The 20,589-nt window shown below is 42.7% G+C and carries 20 protein-coding genes; 9 read left to right on the top strand and 11 right to left on the bottom strand.

Annotated elements, in window-relative coordinates; translation table 11 throughout:
- The first annotated feature begins 12 nt into the window (after positions 1–12).
- Both NIES592_RS26020 and NIES592_RS19545 read left to right on the top strand, forming a co-directional pair.
- Complete coding sequence (locus NIES592_RS26020; protein ID WP_256678179.1) at positions 13–267, top strand: serine protease; 255 nt, start codon at positions 13–15, stop codon at positions 265–267.
- Complete coding sequence (locus NIES592_RS19545) at positions 240–1,751, top strand: tetratricopeptide repeat protein (protein WP_256678178.1); 1,512 nt, start codon at positions 240–242, stop codon at positions 1,749–1,751. The genes NIES592_RS26020 and NIES592_RS19545 overlap by 28 nt, the downstream gene beginning before the upstream one ends.
- 218 nt (positions 1,752–1,969) lie before the next feature.
- Here NIES592_RS19545 and radA read toward each other — a convergent pair whose 3' ends face one another.
- Positions 1,970–3,517 (bottom strand): DNA repair protein RadA, encoded by a 1,548-nt coding sequence (gene radA / locus NIES592_RS19540; protein ID WP_062247922.1) that lies wholly within the window; start codon positions 3,515–3,517, stop codon positions 1,970–1,972.
- Between the two features lie 170 nt (positions 3,518–3,687).
- Here radA and rpaB point away from each other — a divergent pair, with 170 nt between their 5' ends.
- The 3 genes from rpaB (at position 3,688) to NIES592_RS19525 (ending at position 5,751) form a co-directional block, all read left to right on the top strand.
- The gene (rpaB, locus tag NIES592_RS19535; protein ID WP_009458850.1) at positions 3,688–4,416 is read left to right on the top strand and encodes a response regulator transcription factor RpaB; all 729 of its coding nucleotides are present in this window, start codon (positions 3,688–3,690) and stop codon (positions 4,414–4,416) included.
- A gap of 90 nt (positions 4,417–4,506) precedes the next feature.
- A complete protein-coding gene (locus NIES592_RS19530) occupies positions 4,507–5,154 on the top strand; it encodes a cofactor assembly of complex C subunit B (protein ID WP_062247924.1) in 648 nt (215 codons plus the stop codon).
- Between the two features lie 81 nt (positions 5,155–5,235).
- Positions 5,236–5,751, top strand: coding sequence for a DUF456 domain-containing protein (locus tag NIES592_RS19525; protein WP_009458852.1), 516 nt, complete (start codon positions 5,236–5,238; stop codon positions 5,749–5,751).
- Between the two features lie 129 nt (positions 5,752–5,880).
- On the opposite strand, the gene NIES592_RS19520 is transcribed toward NIES592_RS19525, so the two are convergent.
- The 4 genes from NIES592_RS19520 to NIES592_RS19505 all read right to left on the bottom strand — a co-directional run bounded on the left by NIES592_RS19520 (position 5,881) and on the right by NIES592_RS19505 (position 8,515).
- Positions 5,881–6,651 (bottom strand): MBL fold metallo-hydrolase, encoded by a 771-nt coding sequence (locus tag NIES592_RS19520; RefSeq protein WP_062247928.1) that lies wholly within the window; start codon positions 6,649–6,651, stop codon positions 5,881–5,883.
- A 3-nt stretch (positions 6,652–6,654) separates the two neighbouring features.
- Entirely contained in the window at positions 6,655–7,260 is a 606-nt protein-coding gene (locus NIES592_RS19515) for an anthranilate synthase component II (protein ID WP_009458854.1), read from the bottom strand.
- Positions 7,261–7,534: 274 nt separating this feature from the next.
- Positions 7,535–8,080 (bottom strand): shikimate kinase, encoded by a 546-nt coding sequence (locus NIES592_RS19510; protein ID WP_009458855.1) that lies wholly within the window; start codon positions 8,078–8,080, stop codon positions 7,535–7,537.
- A gap of 69 nt (positions 8,081–8,149) precedes the next feature.
- Complete coding sequence (locus NIES592_RS19505) at positions 8,150–8,515, bottom strand: YkgJ family cysteine cluster protein (protein WP_009458856.1); 366 nt, start codon at positions 8,513–8,515, stop codon at positions 8,150–8,152.
- 352 nt (positions 8,516–8,867) lie between these two features.
- Between NIES592_RS19505 and psb30 the strand changes: the two genes are divergently transcribed.
- Positions 8,868–8,990 carry a photosystem II reaction center protein Ycf12/Psb30 gene (gene psb30, locus NIES592_RS19500; protein ID WP_009458857.1) on the top strand — a complete coding sequence of 41 codons (123 nt, stop codon included), beginning with the start codon at positions 8,868–8,870 and terminating at the stop codon, positions 8,988–8,990.
- Between the two features lie 145 nt (positions 8,991–9,135).
- On the opposite strand, the gene NIES592_RS19495 is transcribed toward psb30, so the two are convergent.
- The 3 genes from NIES592_RS19495 to NIES592_RS19485 form a co-directional block, all read right to left on the bottom strand.
- Positions 9,136–11,268, bottom strand: a complete 2,133-nt coding sequence (locus NIES592_RS19495) for a single-stranded-DNA-specific exonuclease RecJ (RefSeq protein ID WP_073556635.1) — start codon at positions 11,266–11,268, stop codon at positions 9,136–9,138.
- 80 nt (positions 11,269–11,348) lie between these two features.
- Positions 11,349–11,774, bottom strand: coding sequence for a hypothetical protein (locus NIES592_RS19490; RefSeq protein WP_073556634.1), 426 nt, complete (start codon positions 11,772–11,774; stop codon positions 11,349–11,351).
- A gap of 98 nt (positions 11,775–11,872) precedes the next feature.
- Positions 11,873–13,792: a GTPase family protein gene (locus NIES592_RS19485; protein WP_073556650.1), complete on the bottom strand. Its 1,920-nt coding sequence runs from the start codon at positions 13,790–13,792 to the stop codon at positions 11,873–11,875.
- A gap of 154 nt (positions 13,793–13,946) precedes the next feature.
- On the opposite strand from NIES592_RS19485, the gene NIES592_RS19480 reads away from it, so the two are divergent.
- The gene (locus tag NIES592_RS19480) at positions 13,947–14,750 is read left to right on the top strand and encodes an Rpn family recombination-promoting nuclease/putative transposase (RefSeq protein ID WP_073556633.1); all 804 of its coding nucleotides are present in this window, start codon (positions 13,947–13,949) and stop codon (positions 14,748–14,750) included.
- A 107-nt stretch (positions 14,751–14,857) separates the two neighbouring features.
- Here the strand turns inward: NIES592_RS19480 and NIES592_RS19475 are convergent, their stop codons facing one another.
- Positions 14,858–15,121: a hypothetical protein gene (locus NIES592_RS19475; protein WP_073556632.1), complete on the bottom strand. Its 264-nt coding sequence runs from the start codon at positions 15,119–15,121 to the stop codon at positions 14,858–14,860.
- An 80-nt stretch (positions 15,122–15,201) separates the two neighbouring features.
- Positions 15,202–17,541, bottom strand: coding sequence for a cation:proton antiporter (locus NIES592_RS19470; RefSeq protein WP_073556631.1), 2,340 nt, complete (start codon positions 17,539–17,541; stop codon positions 15,202–15,204).
- A 560-nt stretch (positions 17,542–18,101) separates the two neighbouring features.
- On the opposite strand from NIES592_RS19470, the gene NIES592_RS19465 reads away from it, so the two are divergent.
- Together NIES592_RS19465 and NIES592_RS19460 are read left to right on the top strand one after the other, a co-directional pair.
- Positions 18,102–19,025, top strand: coding sequence for a M23 family metallopeptidase (locus tag NIES592_RS19465; protein WP_073556630.1), 924 nt, complete (start codon positions 18,102–18,104; stop codon positions 19,023–19,025).
- A gap of 95 nt (positions 19,026–19,120) precedes the next feature.
- Entirely contained in the window at positions 19,121–19,666 is a 546-nt protein-coding gene (locus NIES592_RS19460; protein ID WP_062247940.1) for a late competence development ComFB family protein, read from the top strand.
- Positions 19,667–19,744: 78 nt separating this feature from the next.
- On the opposite strand, the gene NIES592_RS19455 is transcribed toward NIES592_RS19460, so the two are convergent.
- A complete protein-coding gene (locus NIES592_RS19455; RefSeq protein ID WP_073556629.1) occupies positions 19,745–20,419 on the bottom strand; it encodes a L,D-transpeptidase in 675 nt (224 codons plus the stop codon).
- Positions 20,420–20,589: the final 170 nt, after the last annotated feature.

Genomic DNA, 20,589 nt, shown 5'->3' with positions numbered 1-20,589 from the left:
CTATTGATAGGCGTGTCTATTGTATTGGTGCAGGCGCAAGTTGTAGTCGCCCTGTCTTCGCAAGAGGTAGAAAACATTGGTAGAGAAATCACTGTACGGATTGTGGATAGTCAAAATCCAATTGTTTCTGGTTCAGGAGTTCTCATAAAGCATTCCGGTAATACTTACACCATCGTAACTGCTTATCATGTGGTGAAAGATAGTAGTAAGTACGAAATTATTACACCAGATCAAAAAATTTGCGACAGTTCTCATTTGTGGGTGTAGATGTAGGAGTGCGTCCGCCAAATGTCGTGGCTGCTACACCAAAAGCAGATGACTTTTTTATCAGAGCCAGAGAAAAGCAGAAAAATCAGGATTATGAGGGAGCGATCGCTGATGTCAATCAAGCAATTAAACTCAACCCCAACTATGCTGAAGCCTATAAACTCCGAAGTAGCATCCGAATTTTTCCTTTTAGAGATGAACAGGGGGCAATTGCCGACATTAACCAAGCTATTAAAATTAACCCCAAAGATGCTGAAGCCTATATTCTCAAGGGTCTTGCTGTTCCGTACATGAATGTAGGCAAAACTCCAGGTCGCAATCAGTGGATCAAGGACATCCAAGAGCAAATTGCTGACTTCTCCCAAGCGATTAAAGTCAACCCCAACTATGTAAATGCCTACTTAGCACGCGGTAGTAAGTACTACTTGCTAGCAAATCTTCCTGAGTTCAGGAATACTCCCTTGGCTTCAGAACATGCCAAAGCAGCGATCGCTGATTATACCCAAATCATCACAATCAATCCTGACGATCCTTTAGGCTATAAGTTACGTGCCGATGCTTTGAACAATTTCGGAGATTGGAAAGGTGCTGTTGCCGATTACAACCAACTCCTGAAATTGAATCGTAATGCTGCTGCTGATGATACTTACGGTTTGCGAGGTTTTGCTCGCTTTAAGTTGGGAGATAAAAAAGGGGCATTAGAAGATTTAAACCAAGCTCTGAAAATTAACCCTAAAGATAGGTTTTTATACGGGTTCAGAGCTGATATCCGCGCTCTCTTGGGAGATAAACAAGGAGCAATTACTGATTACAAACAAGCTATCAAGCAGAGGTCTTCTAGCGTTGTGATTTTTTTGCCCATTGAATTTCCCTCTGACCTTGATTATGTTAACGCCATCCTCAAGATTAATCCCAATGATCCCGAAGCTTATAAAATTGCAGGTCAAACCCGTTTACAACAAGGGAAATACAAAGAAGCGATCACTGACTTTGACAAAGTTCTCACAATTAATCCCAACGATGCCGAAGCGTATGCTGGTCGGGGTGCTTCCCGCTATAAATTAGGAGACAAACAAGGAGCATTAGCAGATTTAACTCAAGCCATAAAAATCAATCCCAACCACGGGGAAGCCTATATCAACCGGGGTGGTATCCGTGCTGAGTTAGGAGACACCAAAGGAGGATTAGAGGATTTAAACCAAGCCCTCAAAATTAATCCCCAAGATGCAACTGCCTACAACAACCGAGGTGCAGCACGATACTTTTCCGGAGATAAACAAGGAGCGATTGCGGATTTCAGCCAAGCGATTGAAATTAATCCCAACAATGCAAATGCCTATAAAAATCGGGGTAATATCCGTGCTGAATCCGGAGATAAAAACCGAGGAATTCAAGATTTACAAAAAGCGGCTGAACTGTTTAAACGGCAAGGAAACAATGAGTCATACAAAAAAACTTTGGAGTTGATTTTAAAGTATCAATAGTAATATCAGACATCCCTCTCTTTGGTAAGAAGCTACGGTATACATACAAGTCGGAAATAGCAGCTTGTGAATCCTGGTTTTACCCCACCCTAACCCTCTCCTTGTAAAGGGGAGGGAACTGAATCTTTTGTTTCCCCCCGATATTCGGGGGGATTAAGGGGGGTAAATCCAACTTGTGTATACACGATAGGGTAAGGAGAGGAGCTGTTCTTGTGAGGTCACTCCTCATCCGGTTCTAAATCTTCATCCTCCAACGATGCTTGTGGTATCGCCGCGATAATTGCATCTATTACCTTGGAAACCGGCAAAATCTCAATGTCCAAGCTGGGAAATTTTTGTCCTTTGGGAACGATCGCTCTTTTAAATCCTAACTTCGCTGCTTCTTTTAACCGTAGTTCCATTTGTGACACAGGGCGCACTTGTCCACCTAACCCGACTTCACCAATTAATACAGTACCAGGATCAACAATACGATCGCGGAAACTAGCAACAACAGCGATCGCAACCCCCAAGTCTACAGCTGGTTCTTCAACGTTCAACCCCCCAGCAGAAGCGACGTAGGAATCCAATTTCGACATGGGAACGCCTACCCGTTTTTCCAATACAGCGAGAATCTGTACCAAGCGGTTATAATCCACGCCTGTGGTGGAACGACGGGGCGAAGCATAACTAGTGGGACTTACCAAAGCTTGTAGTTCCACAACAATCGGGCGCGTACCTTCACAAGCCACGACAATCGCAGTTCCGGGGCCTGGATCATCACGGTTCCCCAAAAATAACTCACTAGGGTTGGAAACTTCCCGCAAACCGTGTTCCACCATTTCAAAGATACCGATTTCGTGGGTAGCACCAAAGCGGTTTTTTACTGTCCGTAATAACCGATGAGAAGCAAAGCGATCGCCTTCAAAATATAACACCGTATCTACGAGGTGTTCTAAAACTTTCGGTCCAGCGATCGCTCCTTCTTTGGTGACGTGTCCAACAATCAACATGGTAATATCTTCATGCTTTGCCACCTTCATCAAAGCTGCGGTGCATTCCCGTACCTGGGCAACAGAACCCGGTGCAGAGGTGAGGGCAGGAAAGAAGACTGTTTGAATACTGTCAATTACCGTCAGATTCGGTTTGAGAGATTCTACTTCCTTAAGTATCTCTTCTAAATCTGTTTCCGGTAATACATATAAATCTGCACCCTGTCCTTCTACTTGTATTACTTCTGATGTTTCTTCTATTACCTCAGTACTATTTGTGTTACTATTTCCATTACCGTTACCATTGCTAACTACGTTGAGTGGTTTGGTTACACCTAGCCGGGAAGCTCTTAATTTCACTTGTTGTCCTGATTCTTCTCCGGAGACATAGAGAATTCGGTATCTCTGGGCTAGCTCATTTGATACTTGTAGCAACAACGTAGATTTACCGATACCTGGATCGCCACCAATTAATACCATCGAACCAGGAACAACACCGCCGCCGAGGACTCGATCTAGTTCACTATAACCAGAAGGCCAGCGTGTGACTTGGCGATCGCTAATTTGGTCAAATCTCAACGAAGACCTTGGCTTGGCTGGCTTATTGGCAGATTTGCTTGCGCCTTGCTGAGAATGCCAACTACCCACCCCCCGACTTGGCACATCTGTTGAGGACTGGATGGCAATTTGTTCTTCTAAGGAATTGTATGTGCCGCAAGATGGACACTTACCAAACCATTGCGGCGATTCTGCACCACATTGGTTACAAACATAATAAGTTTTCGGCTTTGGCATTCTTTAATGTTATTAAATAATCTTAATTTTTTCTTAATTCTTCAAAAAAACAAAAATCCAATAATAGAAGTAGTTTCAGCTTTTTCCAACGGAATAATTGGAATGATATCTTAATATTATGGTATGAAAAATTAATCATGAAAATTTTTAGTTAAGGAGCGTTGATTAGCTTGGAAAGTCATAAAGAAAAAATTCTAGTTGTAGATGACGAAGCCAGCATCCGCCGAATTTTAGAAACTCGGCTTTCAATGATTGGCTATGATGTTGTAACAGCTGGTGATGGCGAAGAAGCTTTGGATACTTTCCGCAAAACTGACCCTGATTTGGTAGTTTTGGATGTGATGATGCCCAAGCTAGATGGCTACGGTGTCTGTCAAGAATTACGTAAAGAATCAGATGTCCCGATTATTATGTTAACAGCCTTGGGGGATGTCGCTGACCGCATCACTGGTCTGGAATTAGGTGCTGATGATTACGTAGTTAAGCCTTTTTCACCGAAAGAACTCGAAGCACGGATTCGTTCAGTACTGCGGCGGGTAGATAAAACCGGCACTTCTGGGATACCTAGTTCTGGGGTAATCCATGTTGGTAATATCAAAATAGATACCAATAAGCGGCAAGTCTATAAAGGTGATGAGCGTATTCGCTTAACCGGTATGGAATTTAGCTTGTTAGAGTTGTTGGTAAGTCGCTCTGGCGAAGCTTTTTCCCGCTCGGAAATTTTGCAGGAAGTATGGGGATACACACCAGAACGCCATGTGGATACCCGTGTAGTAGATGTACATATTTCTCGTTTGCGGGCAAAATTGGAAGATGACCCTAGTAACCCCGAATTGATTCTGACAGCGAGAGGTACTGGTTATCTTTTTCAACGGATTATAGAACCGGGAGAGGAGTAAATTATGAATGATGAATGATGAATTATGAAGACAAAAAGTGTAAAAGATAGCATTTATCATTCAGTATTCATCATTCAGTATTTTAGAAGCATGGCTAAATCCGATCCGAATCGTATTTTGCGGCGTCTACCCATTGTTGTCGGGGGGCTAGGCGCTGTACTTTTGTTGATTAACCGTTTACTGACACCACAAATCACAGAGTCTCAAGCCCGTGCAGATGTCCTGGGTGTGATTTTGAGTGCAGTACTGATTTTGACGGGTTTAATTTGGCAGCAAGTACAACCGCGATCGCCTGATGCGGTAGAACTAATAGGAGAAGAAGGTTTTGTACTTGCACAAGACTTGCCGCAGGCAATTAAAACAGAACTAGCATGGGCATCACATCTATTGTTAACTAATACAGTGACGCGATCGCTTGTAGTTTTCTATCAAGGTAAAGTTTTATTGCGGCGAGGAATTTTAGGCACAAAATCAGAGGTGACACCGGGGCCAATTTTAAAACGGGTGCAAGAAAAACAACAGCCTATTTATTTGGTTAACTTAAATGTCTATCCAGGAAGAATTGAATTTGATTATTTACCAGAGAATACTCAAGGAGTAATTTGTCAACCAATTGGTAAAGAAGGCGTGTTGATTTTAGGAGCAAATGCTCCTCGCAGCTATACTAAACAAGATGAAAACTGGATCGCTGGGATTGCTGATAAATTAGCTGTCACCCTCAGTCAGGAAATGGGGTGATGGGGGAGTAGAGAAATTATTATCAACCACTAACCACTAATAATCAACCCATTACCAATTACCAATTACCAACAAAAATTTATGCAGATCGTCTATTTATTACTAGTCGCCTTAATGATAGTAGGTATTATTGGTTCTGTGGTTCCTGCTTTGCCAGGTGCTAGCTTAATATTAATAGCTATTATTATCTGGGGATTTGTCAAAGGTTCTTTTGCTGCTATCAGCGCACCATTGATTGTTACAGCTATAGTTTTAGTTCTGAGTATTGGTGTAGATTTATTGGCTGGTTATGTGGGTGCAAAACAAGCAGGCGCTAGTAAATGGGGACAAATAGGTGCAATTATTGGTTTAGTTGCTGGGTTTTTAGGATTATTACCGACTTTGCCTGTAGGGGGGCCACTCTTAGGATTACTTTTTGGTCCTCTAGTAGGAGCAATAATTGCTGAGTTTATCTACCGCAGGGATTTTATCTTAGCAGTCAAAGCTGGTATAGGAATTATAGTTGGTACGGTGGTGGGAAATTTAATTCAAGGAGTATTAGCGATCGCAGCAGTTGTATTTTTCTTAATCAATACTTGGCCACAAGTGTTTGGTTAATTAATACCGTTTCTCCAAAAAATGACTACAAATGTTCTTGGCTTCGTAGTGAGTTTAAGTACTCACTACAAACTACGTGCAGTTTTATTTTTAAGAGTTGGTATCACTTTAAACTAGTGATAACTGATTCTAAAACTTGTAACTTAAAACTTGTATCACTCCATTTTCCGGTAAATTACCAGGGCTAAGACTAATTGTGTCGCTGTTGCTGCGACGTACAGTCATTCCACTCATCACCGTTAAAAAATTCTCCAAAGGAGAAATATCGCAGGTAGCTTCATCTGCGGCTTGGGTACGGTAATGAGTAGGAATAATTAGCTTAGGATTAATAGTTTGAATTGCTTGCTTCGCTTCTTCAGCATTATAAGCTTTAGCACCACCACCTACGGGAACTAACGCCACATCAGGACGACCAATCAGGATTTTTTGTTCAATGGTAATAGGTGCAGCTGCTCCCCCTAAGTGAAGGATCTTAATTCCTGCTTGTTGCCATTGCCAAGCGACATTTGTACCGAACTGCTTGCCACCTTTACGATCATGGGGAATAGCAATTCCTTCAAATTTAATGCCTTGGAACTCGTAAACTCCAGGTTCGTAGATTAACTTAGGATTTCCTGGTAAGTCTTCGACCGCACCTTCATCCAACAATTGACTACTAATTAGTACCAAATCTGCTGCTACTTTCGGTGGACGGTACTTGGCGGTACAACCAATTGTGCGAAATGGGTTGACAAGAATTTTCGTACCGCCGCCTGTAAACAGAAAGCAAGTATGACCCAACCACTGAACTGATAATGAACCGCTAGATTGGGCGTTAGCTTGAAAGTGAGAACCCAAGCTAGTAACCAAAGTTGTTACCAACCCCGCCCCAGCATAGCCCATTAATTGTCGTCGTTTCATTAATTACTCTCTTGTTTTCGTCTGTAATTTACAAAGAAAGTTTCGCAGTAACTGCTTGCCTGAAGATGTCAGAACACTCTCTGGATGAAATTGGACGCCTTCTATGTGGGGATAGTTCCTGTGTCGTACCCCCATAATTGTGCCATCTTCCACCCAAGCCGTGATTTCTAACACATCTGGACAAGTGTCGCGATCGATTACCAAACTATGATACCGGGTAGCAGTAATTGGGTTTTCTAATCCTTGGAAAACACCAATCCCTGCATGAGAGACTTGGGAAGTTTTGCCGTGCATCAGCTCTGGTGCCGAAACAATCCTACCACCGAACACTTGACCAATACTTTGATGACCCAAACAAACCCCTAAAATTGGTAATTCAGGTCCAAGTTTCTCTATTAAATCCAGAGAAATACCCGCACCATCCGGTCGACCAGGTCCGGGAGAAATTACCACACCATCTGGCTTTAAAGCTTTAACCTCATCTAGGGTAATCTTATCGTTACGAAAAACTTTGATCTCTGCCGCTACAGGGAATTCTACTGCCAGTTCTCCCAAATACTGCACTAAGTTATAGGTAAAGCTGTCGTAATTGTCAATAACGATAAGCACTGCAAATCAACTCCAGTTCTCAACCACTGCATACCATTGTGGTTGATTCTGAGAGATTTTGTGTCGCTATGATGCTGTTAATTGTTGGTTGTTAAGACAGCAAATGCAGGGGACTCTGCTTTCTTGTTGTTATCTTCTTAAGTGTGGGGAGATGGGGAACTCACCGGCCCCTGGTAGGGATTAGGGGCAGTGGGGAGGTTCTAACTACTAAGCACTAACCACCAACCACTAACCACCAACCACTAACCACTAACTACAAACAAACTACAATTAACTAATTCTTGAGGACGCTAGGAATAGCGTCTATGATTCGTGTAATTGTTTGTTCTGATGTTTCCTCTTGTGTGATGGTAATTCTTAAATCAGCTTGATTATAAAGTGCTTGCCTTTGTTCAAGGAGCGATCGCAGTTTTCCTTGAGGATCTGTATCTTGCAGTAATGGTCTTGTGGTATCTTCTGATAGACGATTATACAGTATTTCCACTGCTACATCTAGCCAAATAATGATACCGTGATGCAGGTAACTCCAGTTGTCTCGCCGTAGTACTATTCCCCCACCTGTGGCGATGACTAGCTTTGTAAAAGCACAAACTTGTGCTAACACTTCACTTTCCAACTGGCGAAATGCTGCTTCTCCTTCTTCAGTAAATAGTTGATTGATTGTTTTTCCTGCTGCTTTTTCTAGCAGATTATCAGTATCTACAAATCCGTATCCGAGTTCATAAGCTAGCATTCGCCCTAGTGTGCTTTTACCAGCACCCATCATACCTATTAAATACAAGTTAATTCCTTGTAATCGCTCATTCAACAATCGCTCCATTGCAGTTTTTCCAATTTTGGATTTTAGATTTTAAATTCTAGATTGAGAGTATGTTCTAAACAAAACTGCCTAGTCTAACTTGGCTATGTACCCAACAGTTTGATTGAAACGTAGCATTTCGAGACTGCGATCGCCATAAACACCTTCTATTTGTTGTTGGCAACATTCAATGGCAAAATCGTTTAAATCTTCTGAGTCGATGCTATACATATCTTTAAATACATCTGGTTCTACCCGACAAAAACGTGGGCGATCAGGGTAAATCCGACATTCACGGCTGTCATAGTCATAGTTAATACACCATCCTCCATCACCTACCATACTCAAATAAAGTTCTAGCTCTTCTGGAGTTAAATATTCATGCAAGTTTGGACGGTACTGAGGATCGAGATGACAGCAGGCTCCACATTGCTTTACACATTGCCAAATTGCCATTTTTTATACCTTTTATCGACTGTCGGTAGGGCAGCACAGCTGTGCGCCCGTATAGTGGTTAGTAAAAGTGTACAGCTAGCCATCGCCATGACCCATACAGTCTTGATTCTTTACTACTAAACCCTGTACCTTGCGCGATTTCCCGGAGGGTAGCATTTGTATAATTTATTGATTGAAAATTAAATATCTTAGTACAAATGCTTCGCCCCTACCAGTCCTAATTTTAGTTTTTTATGTGCTTTCTTATAATTTTGTTAAGTAAATTAAATTTAACAGCTGATCCCCGGATATGATTAATTCCGAGTTTAACAATCAGAGTAATACATTCTTTTAGGGTTACTGGGAGGGAATAATGTTTGAGGCTGTAGCCAACATCAATTGGGAAGTAATTTTTCAGCTATTGTTCGTAGCGTTGATTATGTTAGCTGGCCCAGCAGTAATTTTTGTACTTGCTTTTCGTGGTGGCGACCTCTAATATAAAACACAATTAATTTTAATCTCCTTTGCTCTGGCCCGCTTAACGCGGGCTTTGCTTTTTATTGTGTTGGTTGTTGGTTGTTGCTTATTCTTGAAACTACTTACTCCCCCACTTCCCATCACCCCATCACCCCACCTCCCCTTTATTTGCAACTTCCCAAAGCCCTGAGTGCTGCTTGAATAATACCGTCATACTGTGATTGCGAGATATCAACTTCTTTGGCGTCTTGGCGATTATTACCCAGCAAACCGACCGTTTGTCCTTGTCCAATAGCTAAAACCTTGCCATCGGGATTTCTAATTCTTAATTCAGGTAAACAACCATTTTGATAGATACCACAGGTATATTGACGCTGATTGTACTCAAAAGCAGCTTTTGATGCAGCAGGGAAAAAAGTAAACGGTGAGTACGACTGACTAGTGAGTCTAGCACCGACTAGTTCTAATTCAATGGTGGTGTTGCCATCAAAATTATTTTCTCGCAGTTTATAGGCAATATCTATTCGTTGCGGTAGGGGAAAATAGTCACGCCACCGCCAAGCGATCGCTTTAATTTTAAATTGTTGTTGGTCAATTGTTTGAGCAACTGTTAGTTTAATATGACCTTTCCCGACGGTTTGCTGTTCTATGACTTGGACATTAGCTGTCCAGAAGATTGGATCGGGGTTGTCGATTCCGCAGGGTTCTAAAGCGTGGAGTTGTTGATAGAGTTCTTGATTAATTTGGTTGAGGTTAGCTTCAGCATCTATTTTTAATAGTGGTTTCAGGTGCTGAATTTCTAGACATTGGTTAGCGAATTCTACCAAACGCGATCGCAATGCTGCTAAATTTTCTGCGGGCAAAGAAAATCCGCCTGCGGCTTTGTGTCCCCCAAATTTCCCCAGTAGGTGTTGGCAATATTCTAAAGCTGCAAAAACATGGAATTCTGGTATCCCGCGTGCAGAACCGCGAATCTGCTTGTCATCCTCATAAGTACCAATGAACACGGGGACACCATAGCGTTCTACCAAGCGGGAGGCGACAATACCTATAACTCCATGATGCCAGTTGGGTTGCACCACAACTAAAACCCGGTCTTCCTGTAGAGATGTGATATATTCGGTTTCAACTAATGCGATCGCTTCTTGTTCAATTTGTTCACACATCTGTTGGCGATGCTGGTTAATTTGCTCACACTGCATCGCTCGTTCTAAAGCAATCCCCATATCATCTGTAGTTAGTAACTCAATTACAATTTGGGGATCACCGATTCTACCAATAGCATTAATACGTGGTCCAAGTCTAAAACCAATGTCTTCAGGCTTTAACGATTTTGGATTGGGGAGGTGGGGAACTCGGGGCCCCCACTCCCCCAAGGGCAGTGGGGTGATGGGGTGATGGGGAGAAATTTTTCCTTGTCCCCCTTGTCCTCGATCCCCGATCCCCGACACCTGAATTAATGCCTGTACTCCTGCTAGTTGCGATTTGGGTAATTGCAGCAAACCACGTTTTACCCAGCGACGATTTACTCCAGTTAAGGGAGCTAAATCAGCAATAGTTCCCAGTGTAAACAGTTCCAGCATTGGTTTAATAATGCCACTGTTAGTTTGCCCTAGCTGTTGAGCTAAAGAAACTGCCAAAATGTAAGCAACACCGACACCAGCAACACCGCGATAAATAGAAGATTCTGGTAATAATTTCGGGTTGAGAATGGCGTTGGCTGGGGGTAATTGTTGAGGAATATCATGGTGATCGGTAACAATTACTTGTAGACCCAGTTCTCTAGCTCTGGCAATGGGTTCAAACGCAGAGATACCATTATCAACAGTCAAGATCAATTTTACACCTTCGCTTTGGAATTCTTCTACAATTCGTTTATTGATGCCATAGCCTTCATGCATCCGACTGGGAATGGCATAGTTTACCTCTGCGCCTAACCAGCGTAAACAACGTAATAGTAAAGCGGTGCTAGTCATACCATCTGCATCGTAATCTCCACAGATGGCAATTTTTTCTTTACAGGTAATGCAAGATTGTAACAACTCTAAACTAACTGCTAAATCTGGAAATTCTTGCAAAGGTGAAGGCAGATTTATGGACTCAGGATTTAAAAAAGCTTGTGCTTGTTCCGGGGTTTCAATACCACGATTAATTAGTAGCTGATTGAGCAAAGATGGTAAATTAGTTGCCTTTGACAGATTGTGGGCTAATTCTATTTTCTGCGGGTAAATTTGCCAACGTTGATTAGGCAAACGTCGAAGGGTTTTTTTTGCTGTAGTTGGGAATTGGTCTAGCACAATTTAGAACTGGGCGTGAGCATACCAATTATCAATAATGGCATGAAGTTCGAGGCCAACAATCATAAATCAAGCATTTTTCATAACACCTCGATGCGCCCATCATCAAGAATATAAATTGCGCGATCGCCAGGAGCAAACCAATTAGGACGCAGTTCTACTCCCAGGGTTGCAAAGTTGAGTTTTGCAATATTTGCTTTTAATGGTAAACCAGTGTCATCCCAAAATAGGAGAGATATATTTGGCTCTGTTCCATCTCCTTGGTTTATTTGTAGTTCCTGTCCTGGTTGTAGAGGAATCGGATTAGTACTAGAGGGTTTCTGTATAATTAACACTCTTGGAGTGCGATTGACTACATTAACTTGAATGCGCTGACCAGGTGAAAATTGAATCGGACTTTTGCCACACTTGGAAGCACAAGTACCAGCGATCGCAGGGCTATGATCACTAGCCGAAGGTAAAAGTAGAGCCGTTGCTATTAGGGTTGCACAGATCAACTTAGACATAGGATTGAGGTTTACACAGAAGGCTAAAGGTGTGTAGATTTTAATACCTCAGACTAACACTACATTTTGTTCTTTGTGTAGATTTAATGTAAATAAAATTACTTCAATGCACTACTTGAAAGTCCTAAATAATATACAAACCGCTCGCGTAATTGTTCTACAGTCAAATTTTGAGTCCAGTACTCTAGTAAGGCGTGACCAAATGCCCTAGCATTTTGATCAGGCGAACCAGAGTTTTCTAATAGTAACGGCCAAAGAGCCAATAAATCAAACTTCAGTGTTTTATCAGTACTCAATAGTAAAAATAAATCATAAGCCATCTGGAGTTTGCCAATCACAATTGGTAACTGTTCTGCTGGGATTTTCTCGGCGAGTAGATTTGCTAAAGTGGGGGATCCAGTTGAAAGGGTAGAAATAAATTTGAGAATTGGACTTTTGAGTAATGCAGTCAGCCCTTGAGTTGTTGCCATCTGGAAGGTGTAGTGGTCGATGATTTTAGCAGCAGCAACAGTCCGGGCTTCTAGGTTACGCAAAAAACGAGCTAGACGCAATTGCTTAGCAGGTGCGATCGCATCAATTAATACTAAAGATAAGGCATCTATTCCCCAAGCGCTGCGACCTGTCTTGGTGTCTCCTGTGACAACAGGTAAAACTCGGTTACAAAAATCACCCAACTGTTGAGCGCGGTACTGTGTTGCTTCCCGAATCGCCACTTCTTTCGGCCGTTCTCCCCATTGCCAATCATAGGGAGGCTGCCATTCACGAATCGGACGCAGGCGATCAACTTGGGTGACAATGGCAATAGCAGGCAAGTCTGCTACTTCCTCTTTCATGTCTCGCAGAAAGTCCACATCCATTTGCAGAGCCGGATCAAGGGCTGGGGTGACGAGTAGCAGCAAGTCTGCATTACTAGCATAATCTAGCACAAGTGTCCGTAAATCGTTACGGTTAACTTGTTCGTAACCGGGTGTATCCCAAAGGTTTAAGGTTGCGCCTTCTGGTGCTTGCCAGTGATAATTCTGAATTTTATCAGTGCTAGGTAATACATCAACCTCAGCTAAATCTGCCTGAAATAGGGTATTAATCAAGCTACTTTTCCCGGCTCCAGTTCGTCCTACTAATAAAATATTTACGGGTTTTTGCTCGACGACTTCGACGGGTTCGGCTTGCGCGAGGATTTCTCGTAGGGTTTGGGTTTTGGTTGGAGCGGCAGGCGGGGGAATAACAGCAGATTCGACAACAGGTAATTTACCACTATAGAGAGCGATCGCCTGCTGACACAAATTCCTCAGTGCTGCTTCCCTCAGTAGCTGGCTTAAATTTACCAGTAGTTGCTGATTTGCTTGGTTACTGTAACTTTGACTAGCTCGGTTTGCTATTGCTGCAACTGGATTCAATAGCCACTGCGCCAAGTTCCAAGCGCGTAATAGTTTCCTTGCAGAAGGTTCCAACTTCTGGTACATTTCATAAGCCTGGAATGCTTGCCCAACAGTAACTTGATTCAGAGCCGGAGATAACTTTTGCATCCACTGATCCATCTCATCTACCGTACCTCGGATCAAAGCATAAGCTTGGGGAACGTAGATATTTAGCAGAGGATACTTAACTTCCGGGTGGTAAATATTGGCAATGGCAACAACAACAGCTTGACAACGCTGCCAAAAATTTTGCCAGTCTTCCCAAATCGGGGGATCACTTTGTGATGCTAGCAGAATTTCTTGGAGTGCTGCTTCAGCTCGATTAGTGGCATCAGTTTTTTCTAAAGGGATTGTATCACCCGTGGCAGACTCTAGTTCTTTTGTCACCTCTGCCATCACAGATTCTACTTGGGCGATCGCAGGGCGAGTCCATTGTACTAGCAGCCAACGCCAGCCCACAAACACCAGGATAAACACACCCCAAATCCAATTCAGCCCCCACTCGTGAATTTGCAACCCCGCCGATACCAGTAAGAAAGTGATGATGGTTGCGATGGGAGTTGCCAAAACAAGCCATTGCCAAAGTTTTAGTCGCACCATTGCCCTATCTATACCTGTCCAAATTGGAGCTTTTGTATTACTATTTATGGTATCTAATTGCAATCGCGCTTCCAGAACCTTCAGTTGCAGATGGGCTGTAAAAGTGTAGTAATTTAAAAAATCATCATAACTCTGCGTTGAAATACTCCGATTAGTGAAAACAGACAGTATATTTTATCGCCTATTTCAAGAATTACCTGAGATCTTCTTTGAACTAATTGGCAATTCTCCCGAAACTGCCACAGGGTATGAATTCTCATCAGTTGAAATCAAACAAACCGCTTTCCGAATCGATGGTGTATTTCTTCCGGAAACAGAAGAAAGCCCAATTTATTTCGCAGAAGTCCAGTTTCAACCAGACTTAGGAATTTACTCGCGGCTGTTTACAGAAGTTCATTTATACCTACGCCAAAACCAACCTGAAAATGATTGGTTTGCTGTAGTGATTTATCCATCTCGCAGCATCGACACAGCAAAAACCATACATTACCGCGAGTCTTTTGCTTCCGGGAGAGTTACACGCATTTATTTGGACGAGTTAGGGGAAACTACATCCCTACCCATTGGCATTGCTACGATTAAATTAGTGATCGAAAATGAAGATAAAGCAATCGAGTCAGCCAAAGAGTTAATTATTAGAACCAGCCAGGAAGTTGATTCAGCACAACAGCAAAAATTATTGCAAATAATAGAGACGATATTGGTTTATAAATTTCCCAGTATGGAGATTGAGGAGATACAACAAATGTTTGGATTAAGCGAATTGAAGCAAACACGAGTATATCAGCAAGCTTTTGCAGAAGGAAAACAGGAAGGAATAGAAGAAGGAGAACGTAGAGGAAAATTGATTGCTGTAACACCAATGTTAGCTGCTGGGCTGACTGTGGAACAGGTAGCACAGGCTTTAGGTTTAAGTGTGGATGATGTCAGAAAAGCTGCACAACAACCTCTTCAGTAAGCAAGAGAATATGAGCGATCATATCTCCAAAATAACTACAATTACTCATCTCAAGGTAATAGTGATCGCACTTTCAAACAAACCTAATAAATTCGTTCTTCGTTCATCTACGCAATCACACTTTCAAACCAACCCAAACCAAACGCGATCGCCTCTTCCAACTGAGTTAAAGTTACTCCTGTCTTCTGTCCAACCCGAATCGTATTATTTTGCTTAAATTTAACCGCAGGTAGCCGTTTAACTAACATTAAAATCGCCATATTCTGACAAAAGTTTTGATATTGCTTCCACATCCTGTACGGTGCTGTTAAATTATTAAGACGCTCGTAACTATAGGTATGAATGCCAACAACCAAAGCGTCTCGACTCATACCAGCAAACCTTACTTAGTTTTCGAGAGTAATTATTTGACTTATACAGCTAACTGATAACTGATAACTGAATAAAAAGCTTAATCAATCACACTATCCATCGGCAAATAATCTTTCAACCCTTCCGCCTCACTAGCTTTCACCACAGGAACAGATAACGATTGGGAATCTGCTGGTGCAAATAATTGTTCTATTTGATTCAGACTTGTCAAACTACCGCACAATAATAATTGATCTTGGGCTTGTAATTCCATTTTGCCATTGGGAAAGCGAATAAATTTGCCATCGCGACGCATTGATTGTACTTGCACCCCATATTTTTCGCGGATATGCAAATCTGCCAAAGTTTTACCAAGCACTGGACAATCAGCATTGACTATTACCCACTGACAAGCACTATTGTCTCCAGGAACAGCCGCCCTACCAACAGCAAATTCCTCTAAAGCAGCGAATTCCTCATCTGAACCCACTACCAATAAGCGATCGCCTTTTTCCAACTTAGTACTAGCATCGGGATAATCTATTTCTTCCCCATTGGCGCGGCGAATAGCCATCAAACTCACCCCAGTTAAGTAGCGCATATCGGCTTCCTCTAAAGTCATACCGATCAGGGGTGAAGTTTCTGGTAAAGCATACCAACGGTTATTTAAGTCTTGAGTAGCCTGGCGTAAATGACGAGAAACTTGGGATGCTGATTGTTCTGGACGCAAGTCTAAATAATGACGGTTGCGGATTTCTTGCATTTCCCGTTGTACTACAACACTGGAGAATCCTACTACATTTAATATGTAGGTTGCCATTTCTAGACTTGCTTCAAATTCTGGTTGCACAACTTCCCTAGCACCCAGTTGGTAAAGGACTTCAATATTTTTATCGCTGGTAGCACGGACGACTACATCTAAATCTGGAGATAATTCTAAAGCCCGTTTCAGGCAAAGCCGAATACTCATTGGATCAGGAAGTGCGATCGCCATTCCTTTAGCTTGGCTAACCATCGCAGTTTCTAAAACGTAAAAACTCACACAATTTCCATACACATAAGGTACTCCCGCCTCACGTAACTCTTGAATTCTACGTTCGGATTGGTCAATTACCACTACAGGTAAATCGTGTTGCTGTAACAATTTCACCAAATTTTTGCCGACTCGCCCATAACCACAAACCACGATATGGTCTTTAATTGGTAATTCCTCAGCGACTTCTAACGGCTTACCCTCGCCACTCAAATAGGGCTTTAGCCAAGGCATTGATTCCAACCAATCAAAGATCATCGGTACTAACCGCAACACAAAGGGAGTCAGTACCAATGTTACCGCCGTTGTTCCCAAAATCAGTAAATATATCTGCCGAGAAACCAGTCCTAGCGCCTGTCCTTCACTAGCCAAAACAAAGGAAAATTCCCCAATCTGCGCCAGTCCGAAACCTGCAATTAACGCCGTTTTCAGAGGGTAGCGGAACAGTTTGACTAGTGGTGTGATAATCAAAAATTTACCAATAAATGCGAGCGCCACTAGCCCCAAAATCAATTCCAGGTTCTTCCATAAAAACACTGGATCGATTAACATCCCAATCGAGGCAAAGAATAAACTCGCAAAAATATCTCGGAGTGGTTCCACATAAGTCAGGGTTTGATCAGCATACTCTACTTCCGAGATCATCAAACCCGCGACAAATGCTCCCATTTCAATCGACAGCCCTAAATATTCTGTCAACAGGGCAATACCCAAACACAACGCCACTACTCCTAATAAAAATAACTCTCGGCTTTCTGTGCGGGCTAACATCCGCAACAAAGGCGGGATAATCCACTTTCCAGCGATCACAGCACCCCCTGCAAACAAGCCAATCCGCACCAGGGCTGTCAACACCGCCATCACAATCGATTCCCCTGGTTGATGCAAAGCTGGCAAAACTGCCAACATCAGTCCCAACGCCAAATCCTGCACCACCAGAATTCCCAGCATTACCTGTCCGTGGGGCGTTTCCGTTTCGTTGCGTTCCATCAAGCATTTGAGGACAACTGCTGTGGAAGACAAAGATAGAATTGCTCCCAAAAACACGCCCTTAGCTGGTAAAGTTCCCCAAAACCCTGTCAAACCACACACTATAACGGTGACTGCGATTGTCAGGGTGATTTGTAATCCACCGCCACCGAGGGCGATCGCTTTGACTTTTTTGAGTTCCGCAAAGGAAAACTCAACCCCCAAGGCAAATAATAGAAAGGCAACGCCAAACTGTGCCAGAGTCTCTACTTGAATTAATTCTTTTATTAGTCCCAGTCCCGTTGGACCGATAACAATCCCCCCAATCAGATACCCCAGTAGAACAGGTTGTCTTAAAAGCGCCGCCAAAAGTCCACCGCAGGCGGCGACAGCGAGAACTGACACTAAATCAACAATTAATCTGAAATCTTCTTGCACAAGTTTTTCAAAGAACTATTAAGACCTATTTACAATCAGCATACAAAAGTTTGATATGGGTGTGGGGAATTCGCAGTAAATGAAATAACAGCTTGGAAATGGGTTTTATGCAGTTCCCTACGAGCAATTTATGTATATCTTCTGGCTCTACATCAGGCACTTTTTTTTCATGCTATCTAAGGCGGATACCGTTAACCAGTTTTGCTGATGTAGCCTCTGCCAAGCTTTGCGAATATGCTCTTGCTTGAAGATTTTACATTTGCGACGTTCCAAGAATGCACGAAAGCAATTTTCGTATTTTTGACTAATCTGTATTTTCTTAAAAAGAATTAATAAAAATTTACGTAGAGTTTGTCAAACCGATTCCCCATATACAAAGCAGTTTTGGCTTAATTTCAAACCACCCAGCAAAATTCATGTTAGTGCAGGGCTAGCACTTGACAAGTCACAAATATTACACTAAAAAGTGTTGTCTCATAAAATTCCCTTGGACAGGTAGAAACACTACAGCCTGTAAGATAGTCTGTTGTTCATCAGCAGATAGGATTTTTTGTATCTCTATGATTACCGTAGATCGCGCTCAAAAGTTAGTTTCAGCAGCTGTGTCTAATTTACAAGTTGACCGTCTGACCACCAGAATGGTAGCCGGAATCTTAGCCGCTTTACCTGTCGCCTTAGCAATACCCGCAGAAGCTCTACAGGTAAGGATGACTCCAGCTAATCCGAAACTGGGGGATACATTATCGGTTTTCATTAGTGTAGATAATCCGGTCGCTGGTGCGAGTCCAACAGTCACTGCTTCTGATCAAACTTACCCAGCGTTTGAAGTTGCTCCTAATCAGTATCGGGCTTTTATTCCCACCACACCGTTGCAAAAGGCTGGAAAAAGAATAATTCGAGTCACCGGAAATGGTCAGTTACGGAACTTGTTGGTGCAGGTGAACTCACGGAAGTTCCCTGTACAGCGAATTAATTTACCCCCAGGTAAAGCAGGAGTAAAAGCTACAGAATACGAACTCAAGCGTGTATCAGAATTGAAAGCTCTACAAACACCCCAAAAATACTGGAGTGGCATTTTTATCAAACCAAATGGGGGGCCAATCTCTACTATCTATGGTGTACGTCGTTACTATAATGGTAAATTTGCTAAGGATTACTACCATCGCGGTGTTGACTACGCTGGCCCTACGGGTTCACCTGTAGTAGCTCCGGCGGCAGGAAAAGTTGCTTTAGTAGGAAGGGTATCCGAAGGTTTTCGGGTTCATGGTAACGTTGTTGGCATTGACCACGGTCAAGGAGTAACAAGTATTTTTATGCATCTGAGTCGCATTAATGTCAAAGAAGGCGATATGGTTAAACCCGGTCAACTTATTGGCGCAGTCGGTTCTACAGGTGCTTCTACTGGGCCTCACTTGCACTGGGGATTATATGTCAACGGTCAATCTGTTGATCCAACACCTTGGCGATATCAAGAATTTAAATAGTAAATTATTGTGTATTCTTTGCCCAATCTGGGCAAAATAAACTGGATTGGTACCGTTCCTCCTTGCTTGTGGGTGGCTTATAGAATATGAGCATTATGAGTATAGAAAAAATTGTGCAACAGTCTCTCCAGGATGGTTATTTGACACCAGCAATGGAAGCAGAAGTCGGGCGAATCTGTGACAATGCCAACGAACTCTCGATCGAAGAGTACATGGCACTCGATCGACTGATGGGGGCGCTGTTGACTGGTGAGGTGATAGCGGTACCACGCAAACAGTTTATTAATGTTATGGAAGAGTTGGTACTGACAGAAGCGATCGCCCGCGTAGCAGAAATCGAAGCTACTAGCGAAACTTCCTTGGATGTTGGAGATATTGCTGCTTACGCCCTCAATCGACTACCCCCTCTATACGCAACTACCGAAGAAGGTGCTAGCTATCAGCGCCAACACGCCAAGACGGAACTACAAGAATTAATTGCCCAACAAGTCAGTGAAGCGATCAGCCGTTACCTGGATAGGCCGAATTTCTTTCCAGAACGGCAAGTATTGGGTAAAAACACTGGTAATGAAGTTCTGCGCCAAGTCAGTACTTTACTGCAAGCCTACGCACCCAATTTTGAGCAGAAGTCACAATCTTAAAATAGTTGCTGCTTAATAGTTCGTGGTTGCTTGGAAAAACCAACAACCAACAACCAAAAAACAACAACCAACACATAACTATTGACGAACTTCCACTTTTGTGCCGACGCGTACCTGTTGGTACAACATACGCACATCGGGAGTACGCATACGTAAGCAACCGTGGGAAACAGCACTACCGACTAAGCTGTCATCTGGTGTACCGTGAAAGCCAATTTTATTGTGGCCATCTGACCAAAAACCTATCCATCTATCTCCCAGAGGGCTATCTACACCTGCTGGAAATACCTTGCCTGTAATCGGGTGACGCCAAACAGGGTTGCGCCGCATGTTGTGAATTTCAAAAGTACCTGTGGGTGTTTCCCAGCCTTTTTTACCTATGCCAGTAGGATAACTGGCGATGACTTGATCTTGACGATAAACATAAACGCGGCGATCGCTTAAATCAACTATTACATGTGTCTGATTGGCAGATGCCAAAACAGTAGAAGGTTTTTGTGGCGTCGAAACCTTAGCCAACAGGGACTGAATCGGGCGAGAGACATTAGCTTTGTGTGTTTCACTGAGGATGGAACTTTTTGGCTTTGTAGCTGTATCTGCTGCTGTTGCTACATAAACTCCACTAGCGTCTTGATTTGTGGGAGGTTCCATCAAATCAGAAACATGCCAATGGACAGCGAGAGATAAGAAGCCTGTGCCAAAACAAAGTAACATCGCCATACGCGTTACAGATTCATTTCTTACCGTCGCCATCGTTTATTTTCTCCAAAATTCCCCGTTGACTGAGCCATCAGATCACAAGTTTTCTTACTTACTTTAGCTTTAATAGAAGCGATTGTGCTGGGTATTTACAGGAGGACTTACATAACAAGAGTGCAACGTTCGTGGGAGGGTGTAATGGTGTAGGGGTGTAGGGGTATAGG

Origin of the sequence: Fischerella major NIES-592, from assembly GCF_001904645.1 — a bacterium.
Taxonomy (GTDB): Bacteria; Cyanobacteriota; Cyanobacteriia; order Cyanobacteriales; family Nostocaceae; genus Fischerella; species Fischerella thermalis.
Note: the sequence above shows the minus strand (reverse complement) of the source record. Positions and strands in the feature narration are given on the sequence as shown.

Coding starts and splice junctions, on each gene's coding strand:
- NIES592_RS19490 (WP_073556634.1), bottom strand. CDS start 11,774: ATGTCTAAGTTGATCTGTGCAACCCTAATAGCAACGGCTCTACTTTTA.
- NIES592_RS19525 (WP_009458852.1), top strand. CDS start 5,236: ATGCAGATCGTCTATTTATTACTAGTCGCCTTAATGATAGTAGGTATT.
- NIES592_RS19505 (WP_009458856.1), bottom strand. CDS start 8,515: ATGGCAATTTGGCAATGTGTAAAGCAATGTGGAGCCTGCTGTCATCTC.
- NIES592_RS19530 (WP_062247924.1), top strand. CDS start 4,507: ATGGCTAAATCCGATCCGAATCGTATTTTGCGGCGTCTACCCATTGTT.
- NIES592_RS19485 (WP_073556650.1), bottom strand. CDS start 13,792: ATGGTGCGACTAAAACTTTGGCAATGGCTTGTTTTGGCAACTCCCATC.
- NIES592_RS19510 (WP_009458855.1), bottom strand. CDS start 8,080: ATGGAGCGATTGTTGAATGAGCGATTACAAGGAATTAACTTGTATTTA.
- radA (WP_062247922.1), bottom strand. CDS start 3,517: ATGCCAAAGCCGAAAACTTATTATGTTTGTAACCAATGTGGTGCAGAA.
- NIES592_RS19460 (WP_062247940.1), top strand. CDS start 19,121: ATGAGTATAGAAAAAATTGTGCAACAGTCTCTCCAGGATGGTTATTTG.
- NIES592_RS19465 (WP_073556630.1), top strand. CDS start 18,102: ATGATTACCGTAGATCGCGCTCAAAAGTTAGTTTCAGCAGCTGTGTCT.
- NIES592_RS19455 (WP_073556629.1), bottom strand. CDS start 20,419: ATGGCGACGGTAAGAAATGAATCTGTAACGCGTATGGCGATGTTACTT.
- psb30 (WP_009458857.1), top strand. CDS start 8,868: ATGTTTGAGGCTGTAGCCAACATCAATTGGGAAGTAATTTTTCAGCTA.
- NIES592_RS19520 (WP_062247928.1), bottom strand. CDS start 6,651: ATGAAACGACGACAATTAATGGGCTATGCTGGGGCGGGGTTGGTAACA.
- NIES592_RS19475 (WP_073556632.1), bottom strand. CDS start 15,121: ATGAGTCGAGACGCTTTGGTTGTTGGCATTCATACCTATAGTTACGAG.